Source organism: Streptomyces sp. NBC_01304 (genome assembly GCF_035975855.1).
In the GTDB taxonomy this organism is placed as follows: domain Bacteria; phylum Actinomycetota; class Actinomycetes; order Streptomycetales; family Streptomycetaceae; genus Streptomyces.
Window position 1 is genome coordinate 8,046,672 of record NZ_CP109055.1, and the last position, 22,488, is coordinate 8,069,159.

General features: G+C 70.9%; 18 protein-coding genes. 7 read left to right on the forward strand and 11 right to left on the reverse strand.

Translation table 11 applies throughout. The features are described from left to right. Nucleotides 1-117 precede the first annotated feature (117 nt). Genes OG430_RS35750 through OG430_RS35775 form a run of 6 tightly spaced genes read right to left on the reverse strand, consistent with a single transcriptional unit; the run spans nucleotide 118 to nucleotide 7,296 of the window. Nucleotides 118-927 carry an HpcH/HpaI aldolase/citrate lyase family protein gene (locus tag OG430_RS35750; RefSeq protein ID WP_327359369.1) on the reverse strand — a complete coding sequence of 270 codons (810 nt, stop codon included), beginning with the start codon at nucleotides 925-927 and terminating at the stop codon, nucleotides 118-120. A 2-nt stretch (nucleotides 928-929) separates the two neighbouring features. Then, nucleotides 930-2,114, reverse strand: coding sequence for a CaiB/BaiF CoA transferase family protein (locus OG430_RS35755; protein WP_327356794.1), 1,185 nt, complete (start codon nucleotides 2,112-2,114; stop codon nucleotides 930-932). After that, entirely contained in the window at nucleotides 2,111-3,781 is a 1,671-nt protein-coding gene (locus OG430_RS35760) for an ADP-ribosylglycohydrolase family protein (RefSeq protein ID WP_327356795.1), read from the reverse strand. The genes OG430_RS35755 and OG430_RS35760 overlap by 4 nt, the downstream gene beginning before the upstream one ends. Further along, complete coding sequence (locus tag OG430_RS35765) at nucleotides 3,778-4,977, reverse strand: ADP-ribosylglycohydrolase family protein (protein WP_327356796.1); 1,200 nt, start codon at nucleotides 4,975-4,977, stop codon at nucleotides 3,778-3,780. Before OG430_RS35765 ends, OG430_RS35760 begins: the two co-directional genes overlap by 4 nt. Then, entirely contained in the window at nucleotides 4,931-6,268 is a 1,338-nt protein-coding gene (locus OG430_RS35770; RefSeq protein ID WP_442816617.1) for an ADP-ribosylglycohydrolase family protein, read from the reverse strand. Before OG430_RS35770 ends, OG430_RS35765 begins: the two co-directional genes overlap by 47 nt. Then, nucleotides 6,265-7,296 (reverse strand): ADP-ribosylglycohydrolase family protein, encoded by a 1,032-nt coding sequence (locus OG430_RS35775; RefSeq protein WP_327356797.1) that lies wholly within the window; start codon nucleotides 7,294-7,296, stop codon nucleotides 6,265-6,267. Before OG430_RS35775 ends, OG430_RS35770 begins: the two co-directional genes overlap by 4 nt. Nucleotides 7,297-7,576: 280 nt before the next feature. Between OG430_RS35775 and OG430_RS35780 the strand changes: the two genes are divergently transcribed. The 5 genes from OG430_RS35780 to OG430_RS35800 all read left to right on the forward strand — a co-directional run bounded on the left by OG430_RS35780 (nucleotide 7,577) and on the right by OG430_RS35800 (nucleotide 16,254). After that, entirely contained in the window at nucleotides 7,577-8,308 is a 732-nt protein-coding gene (locus OG430_RS35780) for a VIT1/CCC1 transporter family protein (protein ID WP_327356798.1), read from the forward strand. 325 nt (nucleotides 8,309-8,633) lie between these two features. Then, the gene (gltB, locus tag OG430_RS35785; RefSeq protein ID WP_327356799.1) at nucleotides 8,634-13,202 is read left to right on the forward strand and encodes a glutamate synthase large subunit; all 4,569 of its coding nucleotides are present in this window, start codon (nucleotides 8,634-8,636) and stop codon (nucleotides 13,200-13,202) included. Then, nucleotides 13,195-14,655, forward strand: coding sequence for a glutamate synthase subunit beta (locus OG430_RS35790; RefSeq protein WP_327356800.1), 1,461 nt, complete (start codon nucleotides 13,195-13,197; stop codon nucleotides 14,653-14,655). The genes gltB and OG430_RS35790 overlap by 8 nt, the downstream gene beginning before the upstream one ends. Before the next feature lie 262 nt (nucleotides 14,656-14,917). Continuing rightward, nucleotides 14,918-15,136 carry a hypothetical protein gene (locus OG430_RS35795; protein ID WP_327356801.1) on the forward strand — a complete coding sequence of 73 codons (219 nt, stop codon included), beginning with the start codon at nucleotides 14,918-14,920 and terminating at the stop codon, nucleotides 15,134-15,136. A gap of 11 nt (nucleotides 15,137-15,147) precedes the next feature. Continuing rightward, entirely contained in the window at nucleotides 15,148-16,254 is a 1,107-nt protein-coding gene (locus OG430_RS35800; RefSeq protein ID WP_327356802.1) for a hypothetical protein, read from the forward strand. A gap of 177 nt (nucleotides 16,255-16,431) precedes the next feature. Here OG430_RS35800 and OG430_RS35805 read toward each other — a convergent pair whose 3' ends face one another. Then, the gene (locus OG430_RS35805; protein WP_327356803.1) at nucleotides 16,432-17,157 is read right to left on the reverse strand and encodes an SDR family NAD(P)-dependent oxidoreductase; all 726 of its coding nucleotides are present in this window, start codon (nucleotides 17,155-17,157) and stop codon (nucleotides 16,432-16,434) included. 171 nt (nucleotides 17,158-17,328) lie between these two features. Between OG430_RS35805 and OG430_RS35810 the strand changes: the two genes are divergently transcribed. Next, nucleotides 17,329-18,234 (forward strand): NAD(P)-dependent oxidoreductase, encoded by a 906-nt coding sequence (locus OG430_RS35810; RefSeq protein ID WP_327356804.1) that lies wholly within the window; start codon nucleotides 17,329-17,331, stop codon nucleotides 18,232-18,234. A gap of 161 nt (nucleotides 18,235-18,395) precedes the next feature. On the opposite strand, the gene OG430_RS35815 is transcribed toward OG430_RS35810, so the two are convergent. Together OG430_RS35815 and OG430_RS35820 are read right to left on the reverse strand one after the other, a co-directional pair. Continuing rightward, nucleotides 18,396-18,812 carry a nitroreductase/quinone reductase family protein gene (locus tag OG430_RS35815; protein WP_327356805.1) on the reverse strand — a complete coding sequence of 139 codons (417 nt, stop codon included), beginning with the start codon at nucleotides 18,810-18,812 and terminating at the stop codon, nucleotides 18,396-18,398. A 5-nt stretch (nucleotides 18,813-18,817) separates the two neighbouring features. Further along, nucleotides 18,818-19,750, reverse strand: coding sequence for an aldo/keto reductase (locus OG430_RS35820; protein ID WP_327356806.1), 933 nt, complete (start codon nucleotides 19,748-19,750; stop codon nucleotides 18,818-18,820). 45 nt (nucleotides 19,751-19,795) lie between these two features. Here OG430_RS35820 and OG430_RS35825 point away from each other — a divergent pair, with 45 nt between their 5' ends. Continuing rightward, nucleotides 19,796-20,182 (forward strand): MerR family transcriptional regulator, encoded by a 387-nt coding sequence (locus tag OG430_RS35825; RefSeq protein ID WP_327356807.1) that lies wholly within the window; start codon nucleotides 19,796-19,798, stop codon nucleotides 20,180-20,182. Here the strand turns inward: OG430_RS35825 and OG430_RS35830 are convergent. Together OG430_RS35830 and OG430_RS35835 are read right to left on the reverse strand one after the other, a co-directional pair. Further along, nucleotides 20,170-21,342: an acyl-CoA dehydrogenase family protein gene (locus OG430_RS35830; RefSeq protein ID WP_327356808.1), complete on the reverse strand. Its 1,173-nt coding sequence runs from the start codon at nucleotides 21,340-21,342 to the stop codon at nucleotides 20,170-20,172. The genes OG430_RS35825 and OG430_RS35830 overlap by 13 nt on opposite strands. Further along, nucleotides 21,339-22,487: an acyl-CoA dehydrogenase family protein gene (locus tag OG430_RS35835; protein ID WP_327356809.1), complete on the reverse strand. Its 1,149-nt coding sequence runs from the start codon at nucleotides 22,485-22,487 to the stop codon at nucleotides 21,339-21,341. The genes OG430_RS35830 and OG430_RS35835 overlap by 4 nt, the downstream gene beginning before the upstream one ends. Between the last annotated feature and the right edge of the window lies 1 nt (nucleotide 22,488).

The following is a 22,488-nucleotide window of genomic DNA, read 5'->3' on the forward strand; positions in this document are numbered from 1 at the left end:
GTCCTCAAACGCCGGACGGGCTGATTCATCAGCGATGAATCAGCCCGTCCGGCGTTTGAGGACACCGCCCGGAGGGCGGAAAGCTCCGCAGGATTACGGGAAGGGGCGGGGAGGGGATCAAAGCCGTTGTGCCAGCGCCAGCGTGCGACGGGCGCCTGCCACCACCGCCGCGTCGACGAAGCGGCCGTCGGGCAAGGCCAACGCGCCCGCATCGCAGGCCGCGGCCTTGACCACCTCCTCCGCCGCCGCGACCTCCGAGGCCGAAGGGAGGTACGCCTGCTCGATCACCGGCAGCTGCCGGGGATGGATCGCCGCCCGGCCCAGGAACCCGAGCGCACGCCCCCGGGCGCAGGACGACGCGAGCCCCGACAGGTCCCGGACGTCCGGGAACACCGACTGCGCCGGCGGAGCCAGACCCGCCGCGCGGGCCGCGCACACCACCCGGGCGCGGGCCCAGTCCAGGCCGGGGTCGGGCGCCGTGACCCCGAGGTCCGCCCCGAGGTCCGCCTCGCCCAGGGACAGGCCCCGCAGCGCGGAGTGCGCCGAGGCGATCGCGTACGCCCGCTCGATGCCGAGGGCTGATTCGAGGAGCGCGTACAGGGGAGGGGAGTCGGCCAGCTCGGCCACCCTGGCCACCTGATCCGGCGACACGACCTTCGGCAGGCGCAGGCCCGCCAGGCCCGGCAGACCCGTGAGGGCCAGGATGTCGGGCTCCGCGAGCGGGCCGTCCAGGGCGTTGACGCGTACGTGCACCGGGACCGAGGGGCGGTCGGCGAGCAGCTCGGCGGTCGCCTCGCGGGCGTATTCCTTGCGGTCCGGGGCGACCGCGTCCTCCAGGTCGACGATCACCGCGTCCGCGCCCGCGGTCAGGGCCTTGGCCACCACATCGGGGCGGTCCCCGGGAACGTACAGCCACGTCAGGAGCACGGTCACGCCGCTCCCTCCGTCCGCAGGGCCGCGATCTCCCCTTCGGTCAGGCCGAGTTCGGTGAGGACGGCCTCGGTGTCGGCGCCGTGCGGGCGGCCCGCCCAGCGGATGGCGCCGGGGGTTTCGGTGAGGCGGAAGAGGACGTTCTGCATGCGCAGGTCGCCCAGTTCGGGGTCGGCGACGGTGGTGAGGGTGTCCAGGGCCGCGTACTGGGGGTCGGTCATGACGTCCCGTACGTCATGGATGGGCGCCACGGCCGCCTGTGCCTTCTCGAAGGCCGCGATCACCTCGCCCTGGGTGTGCCGGGCGATCCAGCCGCCGACCGCCTCGTCCAGGACGTCGGCGTGCGCGGCCCGCTCCACGCCCGTCGCGAACCAGGGCTCGGTGATCAGTTCGGGGCGGCCGACCAGGTGCATCACGCGTTCCGCGATGGACTGCGCGGAGGTGGAGACGGCGACCCACTTGCCGTCGCGGGTGCGGTAGGTGTTGCGGGGAGCGTTGTTGGTGGAGCGGTTTCCGGTACGCGGCTGTACGAAGCCGAGTTGGTCGTACCAGAGCGGCTGCGGGCCGAGCACCGTGAGGATCGGCTCGATGATCGCCATGTCGACGACCTGGCCGTAGCCGGTGCTGTGACGGGCGTTGAGGGCGGTCATCACCGCGTACGCCGTCGCCAGGCCCGCGATCGAGTCGGCGAGGCCGAACGGCGGGAGCGTGGGCGGGCCTTCGGGCTCGCCGGTGATCGCGGCGAAACCGCTCATCGCCTCCGCGAGGGTGCCGAAGCCGGGACGGTGGGAGTACGGGCCGAACTGGCCGAAGCCGGTGACTCTGGCCAGGACCAGGCGGGGGTTGGCCGCGCTCAGTTCCTCCCAGCCGAGGTTCCACTTCTCCAGGGTGCCCGGGCGGAAGTTCTCGATGATCACGTCGGCGGTCGTGGCGAGGCGGAGGAGGGTGTCCTGCCCGCCCTTCGTCGACAGGTCGAGGGTGATCGTGCGTTTGTTGCGGCCGAGCAGCTTCCACCACAGGCCGACGCCGTCCTTGGCGGGGCCGTGGCCCCGGGACGGGTCGGGCTTTCGGGGGTGCTCGACCTTGATGACCTCCGCGCCGAAGTCGCCCAGCATGGTGGCGGCGAGGGGGCCGGCGAAGAGGGTGGCGAGGTCCAGGACGCGGAGTCCGGCGAGGGCGGTCATGGGCGGAGCGCCTCCCGGAGGGTGAGCTGGGCGAGGGTGTCGAAGCCGATGCCGTCGAAGTCGGCGACGGAGGTGGCGAGGCGGTTCTTCAGCGGGGCCGTCCACTGCTCGCCGAGTGCGTCGGGGTGGCCGGCGAGCAGGCCCGCGAGGGAGCCGGCGGTCGCGCCGTTCGAGTCGGTGTCCCAGCCGCCGGAGACCGCGCGGGTGAGGGAGCCGGAGAAGTCGCCGTCGGCGTGGGTGAGGGCGGCGGCGAGCAGGGCGGCGTTGGGGATGACGTGGACCCAGTGGTAGTCGCCGTGGGTTTCGTGCAGTACGTCGACGACCGTGGTGAAGTCCCGGTGCTGTCCGGCGAGTTGGATGGCGTGGCGGATGGCTCGGGCGAGGCGGGAGTCGGGTGGGATCTCGGCGAGGCCTGCTTGGAGGGCCTGGTGCACATCGGCTGATCCGGTCGCCGCTTCGGCGATGGCGGCCGCCGCGAACATGGCGCCGTACACGCCGTTGGCGGTGTGGGTGAGTTCGGCGTCCCGGGCGGCCTGTTCGGCGGCCTCGGCCGGGGCGCCCGGGTTGGTCCAGCCGTGGATGTCCGCTCTGATCAGGGCGCCGATCCATTCGCGGAAGGGGTTGTGGTGGCGGGCCGTGTGGGGTGGTTCCAGGCCCTGGAGGAGGTTGCGGTACGCGATGCGTTCGGCGGTGAAGGTGCGGCCTGCCGGGAGTTCGTCGAGCCAGAGCTTGGCCACGTCTGTGGTGCGGAAGTGCCTTCCGTGGCGTTGGAGGAGGAGCAGGTTCAGGAGGGGGTAGTTGAGGTCGTCGTCCTCCGGCATGCCGTCGATGTTCTCGGCGAGGGAGGTGGTTGCGCTCCGGCGGTTCCAGGGATAGGTCGTGTGTAGTTCGTCGGGTAGGCCCCGGGCGGTGAAGTACGTGGTCAGGGGCCAGTTGCCGGTGGCTTGGGCGATTTGGCGGATGCCTTGTAGGGGGAGCTTTTCCACTGGCTTGCCCAGGAGGCAGCCTGCGGCTCGGCCCAGCCAGGATGCGTGGAGGCGGTGCTGGAGGTCTTCTTCCCCACCCCGCCCCTTCCCGAAATTCTGCGAAGCCTGGGGCTTCGCCCCTAGCCCCCGGATCGGCCTTCGGCCTCTGTCCTCAAACGCCGGACGGGCTGAATGATCAAAGCCTGGATGGGTGGGGAGTTCAGGGTCGGGGTGGGTGGAGGACGCAGCGTCCGGGCGGGAGGGGAGTCCAGGTGCTGGGCGGGTGGGGAGCGCAGGCGTCGGATGGGTGGGGGGCGTTGGGTCTGGGTTGGTGGGGGGCTCGGGTGTCGGGGTGGAGGGGCTGAGTTCGTTGTTTGGGTGGGTGGGGAACCCGGGTGCGAGGTGGGTGGGGGGCGTTGCGTTTGGGCTGGTGGGGAGCCCGGGGGACGGGGTGAAGGGGCTTAGTTCGTCCAGGAGTTGGAGGGCCAGTTGGCGCAGGGCGGAGCCTGTTGCCGGGTTTGCCGGGGACACGCCTGCCCGGGCGGGGGCCAGGTGGCCGCCTGCCGCCAGCCAGCGCTCCTCGGCCCAGGACACGTCTCGGCCCTCCTGTGCCGCCTGGCGGAGTTCGTGGCCGATCAGGTCCTCGGGCTGGATCCAGGTGAGGCGCAGCGGTTCCGTCGGCGTACCGGAGAGGCAGCTCATGGGGTGCCTGCCAGAGCGGTGAACGCGGCCTCGTGGGTGCGGTGGCGGGCCGTGTCGCGGGCGAAGATCTCCCTGGTCACGGTGGTCAGCGCGGTCGCGGGAGACGCCAGGTCCAGTCTGCTCGCCTCCGCGACGGTCTTGGCCCAGTCGCGGGGGACCTCGGAGCCCAGGGCGCCGGCGATCGCGCCGCTCATCGTGGCGATGGAGTCGCAGTCGCGGCCGTAGTTGACGGAGCCGAGCACCGTGCGGCGGTAGTCGCCCTCGCCGATCAGGAGCATGCCGAGGGCGATCGGGAGTTCCTCGATCGAGTGGAGGCGGGAGGGGCGGCGGGCGCCCAGGGACGGGGCGCGGTAGTCGGGGCCGACCGTGTCGAAGGGGGTCACCGCCTCGCGCAGGGGACGTAGGGCCGACTCGAAGTCCCGGTGCCCGGACGCCACTTCGCAGACCGCCTCGATGGCCGCGCGGGTGCCGTCCTTGGCGAGGGCGAGGCAGGTGTCGATCACGGAGGTCGGGGTCGCGCCCGGGGTGCAGGCCGCTGCCACCGCCGCCGCGAAGACGCCGGCTGCCTCGCGGCCGTACGAGGACTGATGGGGGGCCGCGACCTCCAGGGCCTCCGCGTACGCGGTGCGCGGGGCGGCCGCGTTGACCAGGCCCACCGGCGCCATGTACATCGCCGCACCGCAGTTGACGATGTTGCCGCTGCCCGCCTCGCGGGGGTCGATGTGGCCGTAGTGGAGGCGGGCCACGAGCCATTTCTCGGCGAGGAAGATCCGTTGGAGGGGGAGGGCCTCCGCCTCCAACTCGGGGATCCAGCGGGGGGTGCCGATCAGGTCGGGGACCAAGTGCTCGGCGATCGCGTACGCGTCGAGGTGGTCGCGGACCTTCTCGTAGACGCGGATCAGCGCGTGCGTCATCAAGGTGTCGTCGGTGACGTGTCCATCGCCCTTGTGGTACGGGGCGATCGGGCGTGCCGTGCGCCAGTCGTCGCCGTGCCAGGGGCCGACGATGCCGTGCACGCGGCCGCCGTGGCGCTCGGTGATCTGCTCCGGGGTCCAGCCCTCGACCGGGCCGCCGAGCGCGTCGCCCACCGCGGCGCCGGTGAGGGAGCGGGCGATGCGGTCGTCGAGTGAGGTGTGGGGCGTTGCGGGCTCAGGTGCTGATGCTGCCGTGGGCGTCGTGCCTTTCGTCCCTGTCATGGGTGAATTGTCCACCTGGGGCGGCCAGTTCCGCGGTGGGCGCGAGCAGTTCGGCGAGTTCGCCCGCGAGTTCCACCAGATCGGTGCCCGCGAGCCGGGGCAGGGCACAGCCCGAGAGGGTGCGGCAGGCCTCGCGCCAGGCGTCGGGCACGGCATCGGCGCCGCCGAGTGCGCCGGTCAGGGCGCCTGCCAGGGCGGGGGCCGAGTCGGCCACCCGGGAGAGGCAGGCCGCGGCGGGGACGGCCTGGGCGAGGCGGCCGCGGGAGGCGGTGGCGAGGGCGAGGGCGACGGGGACGGTCTCGGCGGCGGCGATGCCGTAGCTGTAGACGTGGTCGACGATCTGGTGTTCCAGGAGCGGTACGAGGCCGAAGGCGTCGGCGGCGGGTTGGAAGTCCAGGGCGAGCTTGACCGCGTGGCGGGCGTTGCGGCCGATTTCGGTTTCCTCGGGGAGCTGGTCGAGCGCGGCGCTCACGGATTCGTCGACGTCCGCGCCGCCGAGTGCCGCTGCGATCGCCGCGGCCATGGCGCGGGCGCCGTGCACGCCGTCGCCGTCCTGGGTGTAGCGGGCGTCGAACTCGGCCAGGTCCGCGGCGGCTTGGGGGTTTCCGGCGTGCGCGAGGGCGAGGACGCAGCCGCGTACGCAGGCCGCGTCGTCGAAGTAGTGCGGGTTGTCGTGGCCGGTGGCGGGTGGGCGCAGGCCGTTGGCGAGGTTGCCGAGTCCTGCTCGGACGGAGATGCGGGCGCGCAGGGGGATCTTCGCGGACTCGACCTCGGGTGCGCGGGCCGCTGCCGCGGCGATCTGGGCGGCGAGGTTCTGCCAGTTGTGGTCGAGCTCTCTTCGTACGTCCTTGGCTCCCGCCAGGATGGACATGGCGGTGAATGCCGCCCATTCGGCGTCGTCGGAGGGGCCGAGGCGGAGGGGTTCGGGGGGCTGGTTCAGGGCGATGGGGACGGGGAGGGTGGTCGTCGCGTTCTGCTCGGCGAAGGTGTCCAGTTCCCTGGTCAGCCTTCTTGTCCATTCGGGCATGCGGGCTGCCCTGTGCCTGGCCGCGGGCCAGCCTGACGCGTCGCCTGCGGCGAGGCCGAGGAGCAGGCCTTCGATCTGGGCCGGGTTCGGGGTGGGGCTTGCGTTCATGGCGTCCGGCGCCGGGGTTGGGCGGAGCCCGGCCTGCAGGGTGCCCGGCACCGGGGTGGAGCTGGCCATGCGTTCAGCGCACTCGACGCCTTCGGGCTGTGCCCACCCGTTCCGCCCTGCGGAACGATTGCCCACAGCGGGCGCGGGACGGTTCATCGTGTCGCCTCCTCGTCCTCATACGGCTCGTCCTCGTCCGGCGTCAGCAAGTCCGCCACGTCCAGGACGTGGTAGCCCTGCATCGAAGGCAAGCAGCTGCCGCGTACCTGGCCGATTGCCGAGGCCCATTCGTCAGGGATCGCCGAGACTCCGCGTACCGCCCCGGCCAGCGCGCCCGCCACCGCGGCGGTCGTGTCGGCGTCGCGGCCCATGTTGACCGCGATCAGGACCGAGTCCCGGAAGTCGCCGCGGGCCGCGGCGAAGGCGCCGAAGGCGAGGCCCACCGCCTCGGGTGCGAGGTCCGTCCAGGGGTAGCCGCCGATGACGACCGCCGAGCGGACCGCGCGCTCGCCCCGGGGCGCCGCGATCACCGCGCGGCGCAGGGAGCGGGCCGTCCAGGAGTCCATCGGGACGACGGAGAGCGCCGCCCCGATCACCCCGGCCGGGCCCGCCCCGCCCATCGCCGCCGCCACACCCGCCGCGACCGCCTGGCCGCCGAAGATGCCCTCGCCGTCATGGCTGACCGAGCCGTCGATGGCGACGAGGCGGGCCGCCTCCGCCGGGTTGCCCGCCGCGAAGACCCCGAACGGCGCCGCCCGCATCGCGAGCCCGTCGCTCCAGGCGTGCCGGTGCTGGGCGGTGACCGGGGCGGCGAGGCCGCGGCGCAGGTTCTCCAGGGTGCCGCGCTCGCTGAAGCCCGCCCCGCGGAACGGCCCCTCGTCGAGGTCGGCGATCCACTGGTGCCAGGCGTTCTCGGCGCGGGCGACGGTGAGGGCGGAGCCGTACCGGGCGAGCAGGAGACCCGAGAAGATCGCGTACTCGGTGTCGTCCGTGCCGGCCGGGTCGTCCGAGACGAAGCCCTCGATCCGGCCCCAGCGGCGCTGGATCTCGGACGGCTTCATGTTCTCGGCCGGCGCCCCGAGCGCGTCGCCGACCGCGAGACCGAGCAGCGCCCCACGGGCCCGCTCGCGGAGTCCGGCCGCGTCCCCAGGTGTCGGCACCGGGGGAACGTATGCAATCGATGCCATGGCTTGATTCGTTCCACGCCGTCGGGTCGCATGGTGCGTATGTACCGGTACGTCACTCCATCGACAGCTGCAGCCGCCCGAAAAGCCCCGATATATAGCGCCCGGAGTGCCCGGTAAGTACGGCCTGGCTTACCGGCCTGAACTGGTGGTAAGGCAGGCCGAACTTGCTGGCGGGGCCAATTTTTCGCGCGTACTTTCGATGAGGAAGAGGGGGCACGGGGGCGGAATCAGTCGTGAATCAGCCATGTCCCGGCTCGCGAGGAAGGGAGCAGCGACAGTCATGTCGATCATTGATACCGAGGCGCCACTGCACGAGGCGCACCGCGACAACCACACGCACCGCGATGTGAACGGCGGCTGGCTGCGCCCCGCCGTCTTCGGTGCGATGGACGGCCTGGTCTCGAACCTGGCCCTGATGACCGGCGTCGCGGGAGGCGCCGTGTCTCAGCAGACCATCGTGATCACCGGCCTCGCGGGCCTCGCCGCCGGCGCCTTCTCGATGGCCGCCGGTGAGTACACCTCGGTGGCCTCCCAGCGCGAGCTGGTCGAGGCGGAGCTGGACGTGGAGCGCGTACAGCTGCGCAAGCACCCCAAGGACGAGGAGCTGGAGCTCGCGCAGCTCTACATGTCGCGCGGTGTCGAGTCCGCGCTGGCCCACGAGGTGGCGCGGCAGCTGTCGCAGGATCCGGAGCAGGCGCTGGAGATCCACGCCCGCGAGGAGCTGGGCATAGATCCGTCCGATCTGCCCTCGCCGACGGTGGCCGCGGTCTCGTCCTTCGGGTCGTTCGCACTCGGCGCGGGACTGCCCGTGCTGCCCTATCTGCTCGGTGCCACCGCGCTCTGGCCGGCCGTGCTGCTCGCGCTCCTCGGGCTCTTCGCCTGCGGCGCCGTGGTGGCCCGGGTGACCGCGCGATCCTGGTGGTACAGCGGGCTGCGGCAGCTCGCGCTCGGCGCCGCGGCCGCGGGTGTGACGTACGCCCTGGGCACCTGGTTCGGTACGGCTCTAGGATGAGGTTCTACGGGAGTATGCGGCAGACTGCATAAGTAGCCGTTACTCGGCGGTTTCGATTCCTTAACCGTGGGGCATGAGCCGGTAGCGCCGAATGGGCAATGAGGCCCTTCGCGCTGGACATCCCCGGGACCAAAGGCCATGGATCTGACCGCATAGGTCCCGTTTCTACCGCCACGAGCGGTGTCCGCATGGTGGAACGCGTTATCCGCTTTTCGAGAAACGCTTCATCATGTAACCTGCACGAAATTTGAGCAGTTACTGAGCCATGAGGGCCAACGTCGTCCCTCGGCACCTGCACTTGCCACCGACGACGACGGGAGAGCCGATGCGTTCGCACGCCTGGTCGCCCATGGACGGTCGCCCTGCCCCGCAGGGCATGTACGACCCCCGTAACGAGCACGACGCCTGCGGTGTCGGGTTCGTGGCCACCCTGACCGGTGTTGCCAGCCATGAGCTGGTCGAGCAGGCGTTGACCGTCTTGCGCAACCTCGAACACCGTGGCGCCACCGGCTCCGAGCCCGACTCGGGTGACGGCGCCGGCATCCTCCTCCAGGTCCCGCACGCCTTCCTCGCGGAGGTCACGGACTTCGAGCTGCCCGAGGCCGGCGGCTACGCCGTCGGCATCGCCTTCCTTCCGCAGACCGGTGACGCCACCGCCGACGCGGCCGCCGCGCAGATCGAGGCCATCGCCGCCGACGAGGGCCTGACCGTCCTCGGCTGGCGCGAGGTGCCCGTCGCGCCGGACCTGCTCGGCGCCTCCGCGCGCTCGACGATGCCGGTGTTCCGGCAGCTCTTCGTCGGCGACGGCTCCTCGAACGGCATCGAGCTCGACCGCAAGGCGTTCGTGCTGCGCAAGCGCGCCGAGCGCGAGGCGGCGACGTACTTCCCGTCGCTGTCCGCCCGCACGATCGTCTACAAGGGCATGCTGACCACCGGTCAGCTCGAGCCCTTCTTCCCCGATCTGTCGGACCGCCGCTTCGCGTCCGCGGTCTCCTTGGTGCACTCGCGCTTCTCGACGAACACGTTCCCGAGCTGGCCGCTGGCGCACCCGTACCGCTTCGTCGCGCACAACGGTGAGATCAACACCGTCAAGGGCAACCGCAACTGGATGCAGGCGCGTGAGTCGCAGCTGGCGAGCGAGCTCTTCGGCTCGGAGAAGCTGGAGCGGATCTTCCCGATCTGTACGCCGGACGCCTCCGACTCGGCCTCGTTCGACGAGGTCCTGGAGCTGCTGCACCTCGGTGGCCGTTCGCTGCCGCACTCGGTGCTGATGATGATCCCCGAGGCCTGGGAGAACCACGCCTCGATGGACCCGGCCCGCCGCGCTTTCTACCAGTACCACTCCACGCAGATGGAGCCCTGGGACGGCCCCGCCTGTGTCACCTTCACCGACGGCGTCCAGGTCGGCGCGGTCCTCGACCGCAACGGTCTGCGCCCCGGCCGCTACTGGGTGACCGACGACGGCCTGGTCGTCCTCGGCTCCGAGGTCGGCGTGCTCGACATCGACCCCGCGAAGGTCGTCCGCAAGGGCCGCCTGCAGCCCGGCAAGATGTTCCTCGTCGACACCGCCGAGCACCGCATCATCGAGGACGACGAGATCAAGGCCTCGCTGGCCGCCGAGAAGCCGTACGCCGAGTGGCTCGAGGCCGGCGAGATCGAGCTCTCCGACCTGCCCGAGCGCGAGCACATCGTGCACACGCACGCCTCGGTCACCCGTCGCCAGCAGACCTTCGGCTACACCGAGGAAGAGCTGCGCGTCATCCTCACGCCGATGGCCAAGACCGGCGGCGAGCCGCTCGGCTCCATGGGTACGGACACGCCGATCGCGGCCCTGTCCGAGCGCCCGCGGCTGATCTTCGACTACTTCACCCAGCTGTTCGCGCAGGTCACCAACCCGCCCCTGGACGCGATCCGCGAGGAGCTCGTCACCTCGCTGCTCTCGTCGCTCGGCCCGCAGGGCAACCTGCTGGAGCCGACCGCCGCGTCCTGCCGCTCGGTGACCCTGCCCTTCCCGGTGATCGACAACGATGAGCTGGCCAAGCTCATCCACATCAACGCCGACGGCGACATGCCGGGCATGACGGCCGTGACCCTGTCCGGTCTGTACCGCGTCTCCGGTGGCGGCGAGACCCTCGCCGCGCGCATCGAGGAGATCTGCGACGAGGCCGACGCGGCCATCGAGGCCGGCGCCCGTCTGATCGTCCTGTCGGACCGGCACTCGGACGCCGAGCACGCGCCGATCCCGTCGCTGCTGCTCACCGCGGCCGTGCACCACCACCTCATCCGTACGAAGCAGCGCACCCAGGTGGGTCTGCTCGTCGAGGCCGGTGACGTCCGCGAGGTCCACCACGTCGCGCTGCTCATCGGCTTCGGTGCCGCGGCGGTCAACCCGTACCTCGCCATGGAGTCCGTCGAGGACCTGGTCCGCGCCGGTACGTTCCTGTCGGACATCGAGCCCGAGCAGGCCATCCGCAACCTGATCTACGCGCTCGGCAAGGGCGTCCTCAAGGTCATGTCGAAGATGGGCATCTCGACCGTCGCCTCCTACCGCGGCGCGCAGGTCTTCGAGGCCATCGGTCTCGAAGGGGCCTTCGTCGAGAAGTACTTCAACGGCACCACCTCGAAGATCGGCGGCGTCGGCATCGACGTCATCGCCGAAGAGGTCGCCGCCCGCCACGCCAAGGCGTACCCGTCCTCCGGCATCCCCTCGGCGCACCGCGCCCTGGACATCGGCGGCGAGTACCAGTGGCGTCGCGAGGGCGAGCCGCACCTCTTCGACCCGGAGACGGTCTTCCGTCTGCAGCACGCCAGCCGCAACCGCCGCTACGACGTGTTCAAGCAGTACACGGACCGCGTCAACGAGCAGTCCGAGCGCCTGATGACGCTGCGCGGGCTCTTCGGCTTCAAGTCGGACCGTCCCTCGATCTCCATCGACGAGGTCGAGTCGGTGAGCGACATCGTCAAGCGCTTCTCCACGGGCGCCATGTCGTACGGCTCCATCTCCCGCGAGGCGCACGAGACCCTCGCCATCGCCATGAACCAGCTGGGCGCCAAGTCCAACACCGGTGAGGGCGGCGAGGACGCGGACCGTCTGTACGACCCGGCGCGTCGCTCGGCGATCAAGCAGGTCGCCTCCGGCCGCTTCGGTGTGACGAGCGAGTACCTCGTCAACGCGGACGACATCCAGATCAAGATGGCCCAGGGCGCCAAGCCCGGCGAGGGCGGTCAGCTGCCCGGCCACAAGGTCTACCCCTGGGTCGCCAAGACGCGTCACTCGACGCCGGGCGTCGGCCTCATCTCGCCGCCGCCGCACCACGACATCTACTCCATCGAGGACCTGGCTCAGCTGATCCACGACCTCAAGAACGCCAACCCGAAGGCCCGCATCCACGTGAAGCTGGTCTCCGAGGTCGGCGTGGGCACGGTCGCCGCGGGTGTCTCCAAGGCACACGCGGACGTCGTCCTCGTCTCCGGCCACGACGGCGGCACGGGCGCTTCGCCGCTCACGTCCCTGAAGCACGCGGGCGGTCCCTGGGAGCTCGGCCTCGCCGAGACCCAGCAGACCCTGCTGCTCAACGGCCTGCGCGACCGCATCGTGGTCCAGACGGACGGCCAGCTCAAGACCGGCCGTGACGTCATCATCGCCGCGCTGCTCGGCGCCGAGGAGTTCGGTTTCGCGACCGCACCGCTCGTCGTCTCCGGCTGCGTCATGATGCGCGTCTGCCACCTGGACACCTGCCCGGTCGGCATCGCCACGCAGAACCCGACGCTGCGCGACCGCTTCACCGGCAAGCCCGAGTTCGTCGTGAACTTCTTCGAGTTCATCGCCGAAGAGGTCCGTGAGCTCCTCGCCGAGCTCGGCTTCCGCACCATCGAGGAGGCCGTCGGCCACGCCGAACTCCTCGACACCGAGCGCGCGGTGAGCCACTGGAAGGCGCAGGGCCTCGACCTCGAGCCCCTCTTCCACGTGCCGGACCTGCCCGAGGGCGCCGTCCGTCACCAGCTGATCGCCCAGGACCACGGCCTGGAGAAGGCCCTCGACAACGAGCTGATCAAGCTCGCGGCCGACGCCCTCGCGGCGAACTCCGTCGAGGACGCCCAGCCGGTCCGCGCCCAGGTCGCGATCCGCAACATCAACCGCACGGTCGGCACCATGCTCGGCCACGAGGTGACCAAGAAGTTCGGCGGTGCGGGCCTGCCCGAGGACACCGTCGACATCACCTTCACCGGCTCGGCGGGCCAGTCCTTCGGCGCCTTCGTCCCGCGCGGCATCACGCTGCGCCTGGAGGGCGACGCCAACGACTACGTCGGCAAGGGCCTCTCCGGCGGCCGCGTCATCGTCCGCCCGGACCGTGGCGCCGACCACCTCGCCGAGTACTCGACGATCGCCGGCAACACCATCGCGTACGGCGCGACCGGCGGCGAGATCTTCCTGCGGGGCCGGGTCGGCGAGCGCTTCTGCGTCCGCAACTCCGGTGCCACGGTGGTCTCCGAGGGCGTGGGCGACCACGGCTGCGAGTACATGACCGGCGGTCACGCGGTCGTCCTCGGCGAGACGGGACGCAACTTCGCGGCCGGCATGTCCGGTGGCATCGCGTACGTCATCGACCTCGACAAGGACAACGTCAACGTCGGCAACGTCGGCGCGATCGAGGCCCTGGACGACTCCGACAAGCAGTGGCTGCACGATGTCGTGCGCCGCCACCAGGAGGAGACCGGATCCACGGTCGCCGAGAAGCTGCTCGCCGAGTGGGACACCGCGGTGGAACGCTTCGGCAAGATCATCCCCAGCACGTACAAGGCAGTGCTCGCCGCCAAGGACGCCGCCGAGCGAGCCGGGCTCTCCGAGTCCGAGATCACCGAGAAGATGATGGAGGCGGCGACCAATGGCTGACCCGAAGGGCTTTCTCAACCACGGCCGCGAGGTCGCCAAGTCCCGCCCCGTCGACGTACGGCTGAAGGACTGGAACGAGGTCTACGTTCCCGGCTCGCTGCTGCCGATCATCTCCAAGCAGGCCTCGCGCTGCATGGACTGCGGCATCCCGTTCTGCCACAACGGCTGCCCGCTCGGGAACCTCATCCCCGAGTGGAACGACTACGCCTACCGCGAGGACTGGGAGGCGGCGTCCGAGCGCCTGCACGCCACGAACAACTTCCCGGAGTTCACGGGCCGGCTGTGCCCCGCTCCGTGCGAGGCGGCGTGTGTGCTCGGCATCAGCCAGCCGGCCGTGACCATCAAGAACGTCGAAGTCTCGATCATCGACAAGGCGTGGGACAACAACGACGTCAAGCCGCAGGCGCCCGAGCGCCTGTCCGGCAAGACCGTCGCCGTCATCGGCTCGGGCCCGGCGGGTCTCGCCGCCGCCCAGCAGCTGACGCGGGCCGGTCACACCGTCGCCGTCTATGAGCGTGCGGACCGCATCGGTGGTCTTCTCCGGTACGGCATCCCCGAGTTCAAGATGGAGAAGCGCCACATCAACCGCCGCATCGAGCAGATGCGCGCGGAGGGCACCAAGTTCCGCACCGGCGTCGAGGTCGGCCGCGACATCCCCGCCGTCGGACTGCGCAAGCGGTACGACGCCGTGGTCATCGCCGCCGGCGCGACCACCGCCCGTGATCTCCCGGTCCCCGGCCGCGAGTTGAAGGGCATCCACCAGGCGATGGAGTACCTGCCGCTCGCCAACAAGGTGGTCGAGGGCGACTACGTGGCCCCGCCGATCACCGCCGAGGGCAAGCACGTCGTGGTCATCGGCGGCGGCGACACCGGCGCGGACTGCGTGGGCACCGCCCACCGCCAGGGCGCGGCCTCCGTCACCCAGCTGGAGATCATGCCCCAGCCCGGTGACGACCGTCCGGTCAACCAGCCGTGGCCGACGTACCCGATGCTCTACAAGGTCACGTCCGCGCACGAAGAGGGCGGCGAGCGGGTCTACTCCGTCTCCACCACCCACTTCGAGGGCGACGAGGACGGCAACGTCCAGGCCCTGCACCTGGTCGAGGTCGAGTTCGTCGAGGGCAAGCTGACCCAGAAGCCGGGCACGGAGCGTTCCATCCCGGCCCAACTGGTCACCCTCGCCATGGGCTTCACCGGCACCGACGTGGAGAACGGCCTGGTCGCCCAGTTCGGCCTGGAGCTCGACGAGCGCGGCAACATCAAGCGCGACGCCGACTTCCAGACCAACGTCCCCGGCGTGTACGTCGCCGGTGACGCGGGCCGCGGCCAGTCGCTCATCGTCTGGGCCATCGCCGAGGGCCGCTCCGCCGCCCGTGGCGTGGACCGCCTGCTCACCGGGTCCAGCGAACTGCCGGCCCCGATCCGACCCACCGATCGCGCTTTGACCGTCTGACGGGCCAGGGGGATTCTGCCCCTGCCGGTCCCGCACGACCGCACCACCCAACTGACGGTCCGTACAACGGCGTACGGAACCCTGACGCAGCGCTCGCTTTGTCCCCGACCGGACTGAGGCGGGCGCTGCGGCGTTCCCTCCTTCCCTCTCTCTCTCGTCCCGCGCAACGGCGAGCTCTGTGGCGGCTATTGACTATTAGTCAATTCGGCATGAGGCTCAAGAACGTACCCAGCCGTAACCCGCAACCGCCTGGGAGGCCCCCGTGAGCAGCGAAGTGCCGGCGCAGTTGAGTACCGAGCTGGGGGCCGCGCCCCCTGAGAGCTTCGGCGGGCTCGAGCCCGGCCAACTCCAGCTTCTCGCCCAGGCGTTGCACGCCGAGCGGGAGAGCCGGGCCTCCGGTCTGAACGAGGCCGCCGAGGAAGCCCTCAAGCTCGTGCCCGCGCTGGCCCGTGGACCCGTCCGCCGCATTCTCTTCCGCTAGGGGGCCCGAAGATGACGAGCATCGACAAGCTGCAGAGCCGCGCCGAGACCGAGAAGATCGCCCACCTCCTGAACGCGGAACCCGCCCGACTCGCCTTCCTGCAGGACCTGCCCGTCGACGACGTACGCCGCTTCCGTGAGCAGTCCGTCGCCGCGCTCTTCGACCGGGCCCCGGACATGCTCGACCGGATCGCCGCCGCCACCAAGCTGGTGCCGGCCGGGGTGGCCGCGGCCATCTCGCAGAAGGCGCTCGGGCCGCGCCTTGCCGCGGCCGTGGCGGGGCGGCTCGACCCCGAACGCGCCGCCCACATCATCGAGAAGCTGCCGGTCGCCTTCACGGCGGAGTCCTGTGGCCATCTGGACCCGCGCCGGATCGCGGGCATCGTCGACCGGCTCGACGAGAACCTCATGGTGCGGATCGCAGTCGCGCTCGCGGAGCGCGGCGACTACCTCACGATGGGGCGGTTCGTCGGCCATCTGCGGGACTCGGCGCTCGCCCGGATCCTGCCGCAGGTCGACGACGCGATCGTGCTGCGGACCGGGTTCGCCATCGACCAGCCGCAGCGGCTGGGGGCGATCATCGCGCTGATGGGGGAGGAGCGCCTTGCGAAGGTCATCGCCTCGGCGGGGGACGGGCTGTGGCCCGAGGCGCTCGCGGTGGCCGGAATGGTGACGGGGGAGCAGCGCGCGCACATCGCCTCGCTCGCGGTCGCGCAGCCCCCGGAGCGGCTGGACTCGTTGGTCGCCGTGACGGCGGAGCAGGATCTCTGGGAGGCGCTGCTGCCGTTGGTGGCGGTGCTCGGTCCTGACGAGTTGCGGTCGGTGGCCGTGTTGCCGTCCCTGCGGGACGAGGCTGCGCTGGCCGGGATCGTGCGGGCCGTGGTGCACACCTCGCTGTGGGCGGAGTTCCTGCCGCTGGTGGACCTGTTGCCGGGCGAGTCCCGGAAGGTTGTGGCTGATGCGGCGGGGGCCTTGTCGGGTGAGGAGTTGGACGCGCTGGCGCGCGAGGTGTCGAAGCAGGACCTCTGGGAACTCGTGCTTCCGCTCGTCGAGTTGATGTCTGACGACGCCAAGACTCGGATCTTTGAGCTGCCTGCGTTTCAGGAGCAGGCGGGGTAGCTCTTCGAGGGCGTTTGCAGGGCCCTTCGGGGCGTGTGCAGGAGGGGAGGGCGGGGGTGGGATTTTTCCCCACCCCGCCCCTTCCCGTAAGGCTGCCGCCGGCTGAAAGGACTGTCCTCAAACGCCGGACGGGCTGGGGGTGCGGGCGGCCGGAGGGATGCGGGCGGGCTGCAATTGCTACGCGGTCGAGCCGCCGTCGACCCGGAACTCCGTCCCCGTCACGTACGACGACGCCTCCGACACCAGGAACAGGACCAGTTCGCCGACCTCCTCCGGCCGGCCCACCCGCCCCAGCGGCACATGTGACCAGTCGCGGCCCGCCGTTGCCTCCGCGATCATCGGGGTGTCGATCGCGCCCGGGTGCACCGAGTTGACGCGGATCCCGTACGGGGCCAGGTCGAGCGCCGACGAACGAGTCAGGCCGCGCAGGCCGAACTTCGTAGAGCCGTAGGCCGCGTGGCCGGGGATGCCGGTCAGGCCCGCCGTCGAGGAGATGTTCACGATCGAGCCGCCGCCCGCCGACTTCAGCGCGGGCACCACCGCCTGGATGCCCAGGAACGGGCCGAGCAGATTCACCCGCAGCAGGGTCTCGAAGTTATCGTACGTCTCGTCCTCGACGGATGCCGTGTGCCACAGGGCGGCGTTGTTGACCAGCGCGTCGAGGCGGCCGAAGCGGTCGAGCGCGGCCCGCACGGCCTCCGCCCAGCTCGCGGCGTCCGTGACGTCATGGCGTATGAACAGCCCTTGTTCACCAAGGGACTTGGCGACCTCCTGCCCCTCGTCCTCGCGTACGTCCGTGACCACCACGCATGCCCCCGCCTCGGCGCACAGCTGAGCCTCCGCCGCGCCCTGGCCGCGGCCCGCGCCCGTGATGAGGACCGTTCTGCCGTCCAGCGAGATCATTGCCGCCTCCGCATGCTGCCGCCCGGATATGACTAATCGGCATACTCCTGGGTGAGAGGTGCCGCTGCAAGGTCTCAACTCCCGTCGGCTGCTTGATGCTTACCTTTTGGTGAGTACCTGACTAAATAGTCCGTACTTGTCCGGGCCGTCGCCATCGAGAACGATCAGGGCATGACTTCTTCTCTTGCACCTTCTTCTCTTACGCCTTCTTCCCTTACGTTCCTCGGTCTCGGCGACATGGGCCGGGCCCTCGCCCACTCCGCGCTCAAGGCCGATCACTCCATCACCGTCTGGAACCGCAGCTCCGGCAAGGACGCCGAGCTCGTCGCGGCGGGCGCGCAGAGTGCCCCGACCGTGGCCGATGCCGTGGCCGCCGCCGATCTGATCGTGGTCTGTCTCCTGGACGACGCGTCCTTCCGGCAGAACCTGGGCCCGGTCGCCGAGCAGCTGCGCGGCAAGGTCGTGGTCAACCTCACGACCAGCACTCCGGGCGAGGCCCGCGAACTCGCCAAGTGGGCGCAGGAGCACGGCATTCGGTTCGTCGACGGCGGCATCATGGCCATTCCCCCGATGATCGGCACCGATGCCGCCTTCATCCTCTACAGCGGCGACCGCGAGGCGTACGACGCCCATGCGGAGCGGTTCGCGGCCTTCGGGGAGCCCGTGTTCGCCGGTACGGATCCGGGGGCGGCCGCGCTGCAGGACCTCGCGCTGCTGACCGGGATGTACGGCATGTTCGCGGGTGCCCTGCAGTCCCTCGCGCTGGTGCGCTCCGCGCAGCCGGAGGTGTCCTCCTTCGTGCCGCTGCTGCAGCGCTGGATCGGCGCGATGAGCGGCGCGCTGGGGCAGATGGCCGCCCAGATCGACGCCGACGACTACAAGTTGGGCGGCGTCGTCTCCAACCTCGCGATGCAGGCGGCGGGCGCCGGTCACTTCGACGACGTCGTCGCCGACCAGGGCCTCACCACCAACCTGATCGCACCGCTGACCGAGCTGATGAAGCGCCGGGTGGCCGACGGGCACGGCGAGGACGACGTCGCGAGCGTCGTGGAGCTGCTCCTGACCCGCAAGGCCTAGGGCCTGTCCGGCGGATCTTCGCGGGCCCACGACGCCTGGCACGCCCTCTCGCCGCACGCCCGAATCACCCAAGTACGTCCAGTACGAGGGCGATCCGGGCGCACGCCGAGAGCACGCACCAGACGCCGCGGGCTAGTCCGCGAAGATCCGCCGGACAGGCCCTAGGCCCGGGTGAGCCCGACGAGCGGCACTCGCCGCCCAGCCTTCGCGCGAAAGCCCGCGAACTTGGGCTCAATGGCTATCTGCCGCCGCCACAGCTCCTCGTACGCCTCGCCGTCCTCGATCTCGACGTGCCGTGCCCGGTAGCGGTCGCCGCCCACCTCGACGGTGAGGTCGCCCGGGTGGGCGCGCAGGTTGTGGTACCAGGCGGGGGCGGTCGGAGCCCCGCCGTTGAGGGCGAAGACCACCAACTCGCGCTCACCGCCCGGCAGATAGACGAGAGGGGTGGTCCGCTCCTGGCCCGAGCGGGCGCCCTTGGTGGTCAGGAGCAGCAGGTCCGTACCCTCGAAGGGCTCGCCCACGACGCCCTTGTTGGCGCGGAATTCGGCGATCACACGGTCGTTGAAGGGGTTGCTCATGGTGCTCAGCCCTCGGTGGCCGTGGCAGTGACGGTGGTCGTGGCCGTGGCCGCTGAGATGCGGGCGAACTGCTCGTCGGTGAGCGTGACATCGAGGGCCGCCGTGTTCTCCGCCAGATGCGCCGGGGACGTCGTGCCCGGGATCGGCAGGATCGTCGGCGAGCGATGCAGGAGCCAGGCCAGGGCGATCTGCGACGGGGTCGCGCCGGCCTCGCGGGCGACCTCGGCGAGCGGGCTGTCCGGCCCGGCGTGGGCGCCCATCGCGATGGGGAAGAACGGGATGAACGCGATGCCCCGCCCGGCTGCGTACTCCACGACGTCCTCATGGTCGCGCGCCGCCAGGTTGTACAGGTTCTGCACGCTCGCGATCGGCGCCGTCCGCTCGGCCTCCGCGAGCTGCGGAGCCGTCACCTCGGAGAGCCCGATGTGCCGGACCTTCCCCTCCTCCTGCAGCTGCTTGAGCGCGCCCACCTGGTCGGCGATGGGGAAGTCCGGGTCGAGGCGGTGCAGTTGGAGCAGGTCGATGCGGTCGGTACGCAGCCGGCGCAGGCTCAGTTCGGCCTGCTGGCGCAGATAGGCCGGGTGGCCGAGCGGCACCCACTCGGTCGGCGAGGGCCGCAGCACGCCCACCTTCGTCGCGATCACCAGATCCTCGCGGTACGGGTGCAGGGCCTCGGCGATCAGCTCCTCGCCCGCGCCGAGGGCGTACGCGTCCGCCGTGTCGATCAGATTCACGCCGAGCTCGACCGCCGAGCGCAGCACGCTGATCGCGGCCTGCCGGTCGGCGGGCGCCGTCCAGATGTGCGCCTCGGCACCGGTCGGGCCGCCGGGTGCGTCCGCGAGCCGCATGGTGCCGTAGCCGACCCTGCGTACGGGGAGGTCGCCGCCGAGGGGGAAAATGGGGTTGAGCTGCTGCGTTGCTGCCTCAGTCGTTGTCATGGCAGGAACGGTAGGAGCTCACACCCATGTGAGGTTCAAGCGGCTGTGACGGAGGTCACCTTGGGGGACATGAAGATCGGCGAGCTGGCCGCCGGTACCGGCGTGAGCGTGCGGCTGCTGCGCTATTACGAGGAGCAGGGCCTGCTCTGCTCGCAGCGCACGCCGGGCGGGCAGCGCGTGTACGACGAGGGTGCGGCCGATGTCGTACGCAACATCCGCATGCTCCTCGACGCGGGGCTGCCGACCAAGGTGATCCGGGAGGTGCTGCCCTGCGTGGAGCCGGACGGGATCCACGCGTGCGTGGCCGACCGGCTGCGCGCCCAGCTCTCCGAGATCGACGGGCGGATCACGGAGCTGAGCGAGGCCCGCTCCTCGCTGGCGGAACTGCTCGCCGACTCGGAGCGGGTCGCTCCGCTGTTTCAGGTGGCGTAGGCGTCATGGTCCGAGTGGTCTGTGGAGTGCGCGTGGTCCTCGAGGACGCGGGCCCGGCACTCGGCCGGGGTGCCCCAGGCCGTGCGCAGGGCCTGGGCCTTGCGGATCCACAGGGACAGGTCCAGCTCCTGTGTGTAGCCGACGGCGCCGTGGAGTTGGAGGGCGGTGCGCGAGGCGGCGTACGCGGCCTCCGTCGCGGTGACCTTCGCCGCGGCGATGTCCGCCCTGGTCATGGTCAGGGCCGCGCCGAAGAGGAGGGGCTTGGCGAACTCCAGGCGCAGGTGGGCGTCTGCTAGCTGGTGCTTGACCGCTTGGAAGGTGCCGATGGCTGTTCCGAACTGGGTTCGCTGCTTGACGTAGGCCACTGTCTGGGCGAGTAGGGCCTCGCCTACGCCCAGGGCTTGGGCGGCGGTGGCGAAGGTGGTCCAATCCTGGGCGGATTGGATGGCCCTGGCTGCTTGTTCGCCTTCGGCGAGGAGTTCTCCGCCTTCGGCGGGGCGGGCGAGGCGTCTCGCCGGGTCGGCGGATGCGTGGACAGGTCCGTGGTCGGGTGCGAGACGGATTTCTTCCCCACCCCGCCCCTTCCCGAAATCCTGCGGAGCTTTGCGCCCTCCGGGCGCGTCCTCAAACGCCGGACGGGCTGATTTGGCAGGCCTCGATTCATCAGCCCGTCCGGCGTTTGAGGACATCTTTGAAGCTGGCGGCAGCTTTTCGGGAAGGGGTGGGGTGGGGGAGAAGAAGACCACGGACGCCGCATCCGCATCCAGGGCGTAAGGCCCCCCGCCCGGCAGGGCGAGCGATGCCATGGTCTCGCCGGACGCGATCCCGGGCAGCCACCGCTTGGCGAGCGCAGGATCTCCCAGAGCGGCGAGCAGCGCCGAAGCCCCTACCGTTTCGGCCGCAGGCCCGGGCACCGCAGCCCGGCCCAACTCCACGAAGGCCACGGCCAGTTCGACCGGAAGCGGCCCCACCCCGTCGTACTCCTCGGGCACGGCCAAGGAGAAGACCCCGGCCTCGCCGAGCCGGGCCCACAGCGCCCGCCCCGCCGTGAAGTCGCCCGCACCCCAGGCGCGTACGACCGAAGGGGTGTCGGAAGCCGAGAGGAGCGCGGACAGCGTCCGCCCGAACTCGCGTTGTTCCGGATCGAGCAGGAACCTCATGCCCGGCGTCCCTTCGGCAGGCCGAGCAGGCGCTCGGCGATGATGTCGCGCTGGATTTCATTGGTGCCCGCGTAGATGGGGCCGGCCAGCGAGAAGACGTAGCCCTCGGACCATTCGCCGTCCGCCAACTCGCCCTCCGCGCCCAGGAGATCGAGCGCGGTCTCGTGCAGGGCGATGTCGTACTCGGACCAGAACACCTTGTTCAGCGAGGACTCCGCGCCGATCGTCTCGCCCGCCGCGAAGCGCGACGCGTTCGTCGCCGTGAAGAGCTGGTAGGCCCGCGCCCCGATCACCGCGTCCGCCACCCGGTCCCGTACGGCCGTGTCCGACGGGTCGCCGTGCGAGCGCCACAGCGAGACCAACCGGTCGGCCGCCGCCAGGAAACGGCCGGGGGAGCGCAGTGTCAGGCCCCGCTCGTTGCCCGTCGTCGACATGGCGATCCGCCAGCCCTGCCCGGGTTCGCCGATGACATCGGAGTCCGGTACGAAGACCTGGTCCAGGAAGAGCTCCGCGAAGGCCGGCTTGCCGTCAAGCCGTCCGATCGGGCGGACGGTCACGCCCGGCGCGCGCAGGTCGAACATCAGGTACGTCAGGCCCCGGTGCGGCCGGTCCGCGTCGGGGTCGGTGCGGAAGATGCCGAACGCCCGGTCCGCGAAGGCCGCCCGCGAGGACCAGGTCTTCTGGCCGGAGAGCAGCCAGCCGCCGTCGGTGCGCACCGCGCGCGACTTCAGCGAGGCCAGGTCCGACCCGGCCTCCGGCTCGGACCAGGCCTGCGCCCAGATCACCTCGCCGCTCGCCATGGAGGGCAGGACGCGGGCCTTCTGTTCCGGTGTGCCGTGGTCCAGCAAGGTCGGCGCAAGGAGGTTGATGCCGTTCTGCGAGACCCGGCCGGGGCCGTTCGCCGCGAAGTACTCCTCCTCGAAGATCAGCCACTTGAAGATGTCGACGCCCCGCCCGCCGTACTCCCCGGGCCAGGAGACGACCGACCAGCGGTCGGCGTACAGCAGGGCCTCCCAGGCGCGGTGCTCGGCGAAGCCCTCCTCGGTCTCCAGTGAAGTCAGCGGCTCCGCGGGCACGTTGGCCGCCAGCCAACTCCGTGCCTCCTGCCGGAATGCTTCCTCTTCAGGTGACTGGTCCAAGTCCACG

Excerpts from the sequence above, each read along its gene's own strand:
- OG430_RS35810 (WP_327356804.1), top strand. The coding sequence starts at position 17,329 with ATGACTTCTTCTCTTGCACCTTCTTCTCTTACGCCTTCTTCCCTTACG.
- OG430_RS35755 (WP_327356794.1), bottom strand. The coding sequence starts at position 2,114 with ATGACCGCCCTCGCCGGACTCCGCGTCCTGGACCTCGCCACCCTCTTC.
- gltB (WP_327356799.1), top strand. The coding sequence starts at position 8,634 with ATGCGTTCGCACGCCTGGTCGCCCATGGACGGTCGCCCTGCCCCGCAG.
- OG430_RS35765 (WP_327356796.1), bottom strand. The coding sequence starts at position 4,977 with ATGACAGGGACGAAAGGCACGACGCCCACGGCAGCATCAGCACCTGAG.
- OG430_RS35820 (WP_327356806.1), bottom strand. The coding sequence starts at position 19,750 with ATGACAACGACTGAGGCAGCAACGCAGCAGCTCAACCCCATTTTCCCC.
- OG430_RS35790 (WP_327356800.1), top strand. The coding sequence starts at position 13,195 with ATGGCTGACCCGAAGGGCTTTCTCAACCACGGCCGCGAGGTCGCCAAG.
- OG430_RS35780 (WP_327356798.1), top strand. The coding sequence starts at position 7,577 with ATGTCGATCATTGATACCGAGGCGCCACTGCACGAGGCGCACCGCGAC.
- OG430_RS35770 (WP_442816617.1), bottom strand. The coding sequence starts at position 6,268 with ATGAACCGTCCCGCGCCCGCTGTGGGCAATCGTTCCGCAGGGCGGAAC.
- OG430_RS35805 (WP_327356803.1), bottom strand. The coding sequence starts at position 17,157 with ATGATCTCGCTGGACGGCAGAACGGTCCTCATCACGGGCGCGGGCCGC.
- OG430_RS35775 (WP_327356797.1), bottom strand. The coding sequence starts at position 7,296 with ATGGCATCGATTGCATACGTTCCCCCGGTGCCGACACCTGGGGACGCG.
- OG430_RS35760 (WP_327356795.1), bottom strand. The coding sequence starts at position 3,781 with ATGAGCTGCCTCTCCGGTACGCCGACGGAACCGCTGCGCCTCACCTGG.
- OG430_RS35830 (WP_327356808.1), bottom strand. The coding sequence starts at position 21,342 with ATGAGGTTCCTGCTCGATCCGGAACAACGCGAGTTCGGGCGGACGCTG.
- OG430_RS35800 (WP_327356802.1), top strand. The coding sequence starts at position 15,148 with ATGACGAGCATCGACAAGCTGCAGAGCCGCGCCGAGACCGAGAAGATC.
- OG430_RS35815 (WP_327356805.1), bottom strand. The coding sequence starts at position 18,812 with ATGAGCAACCCCTTCAACGACCGTGTGATCGCCGAATTCCGCGCCAAC.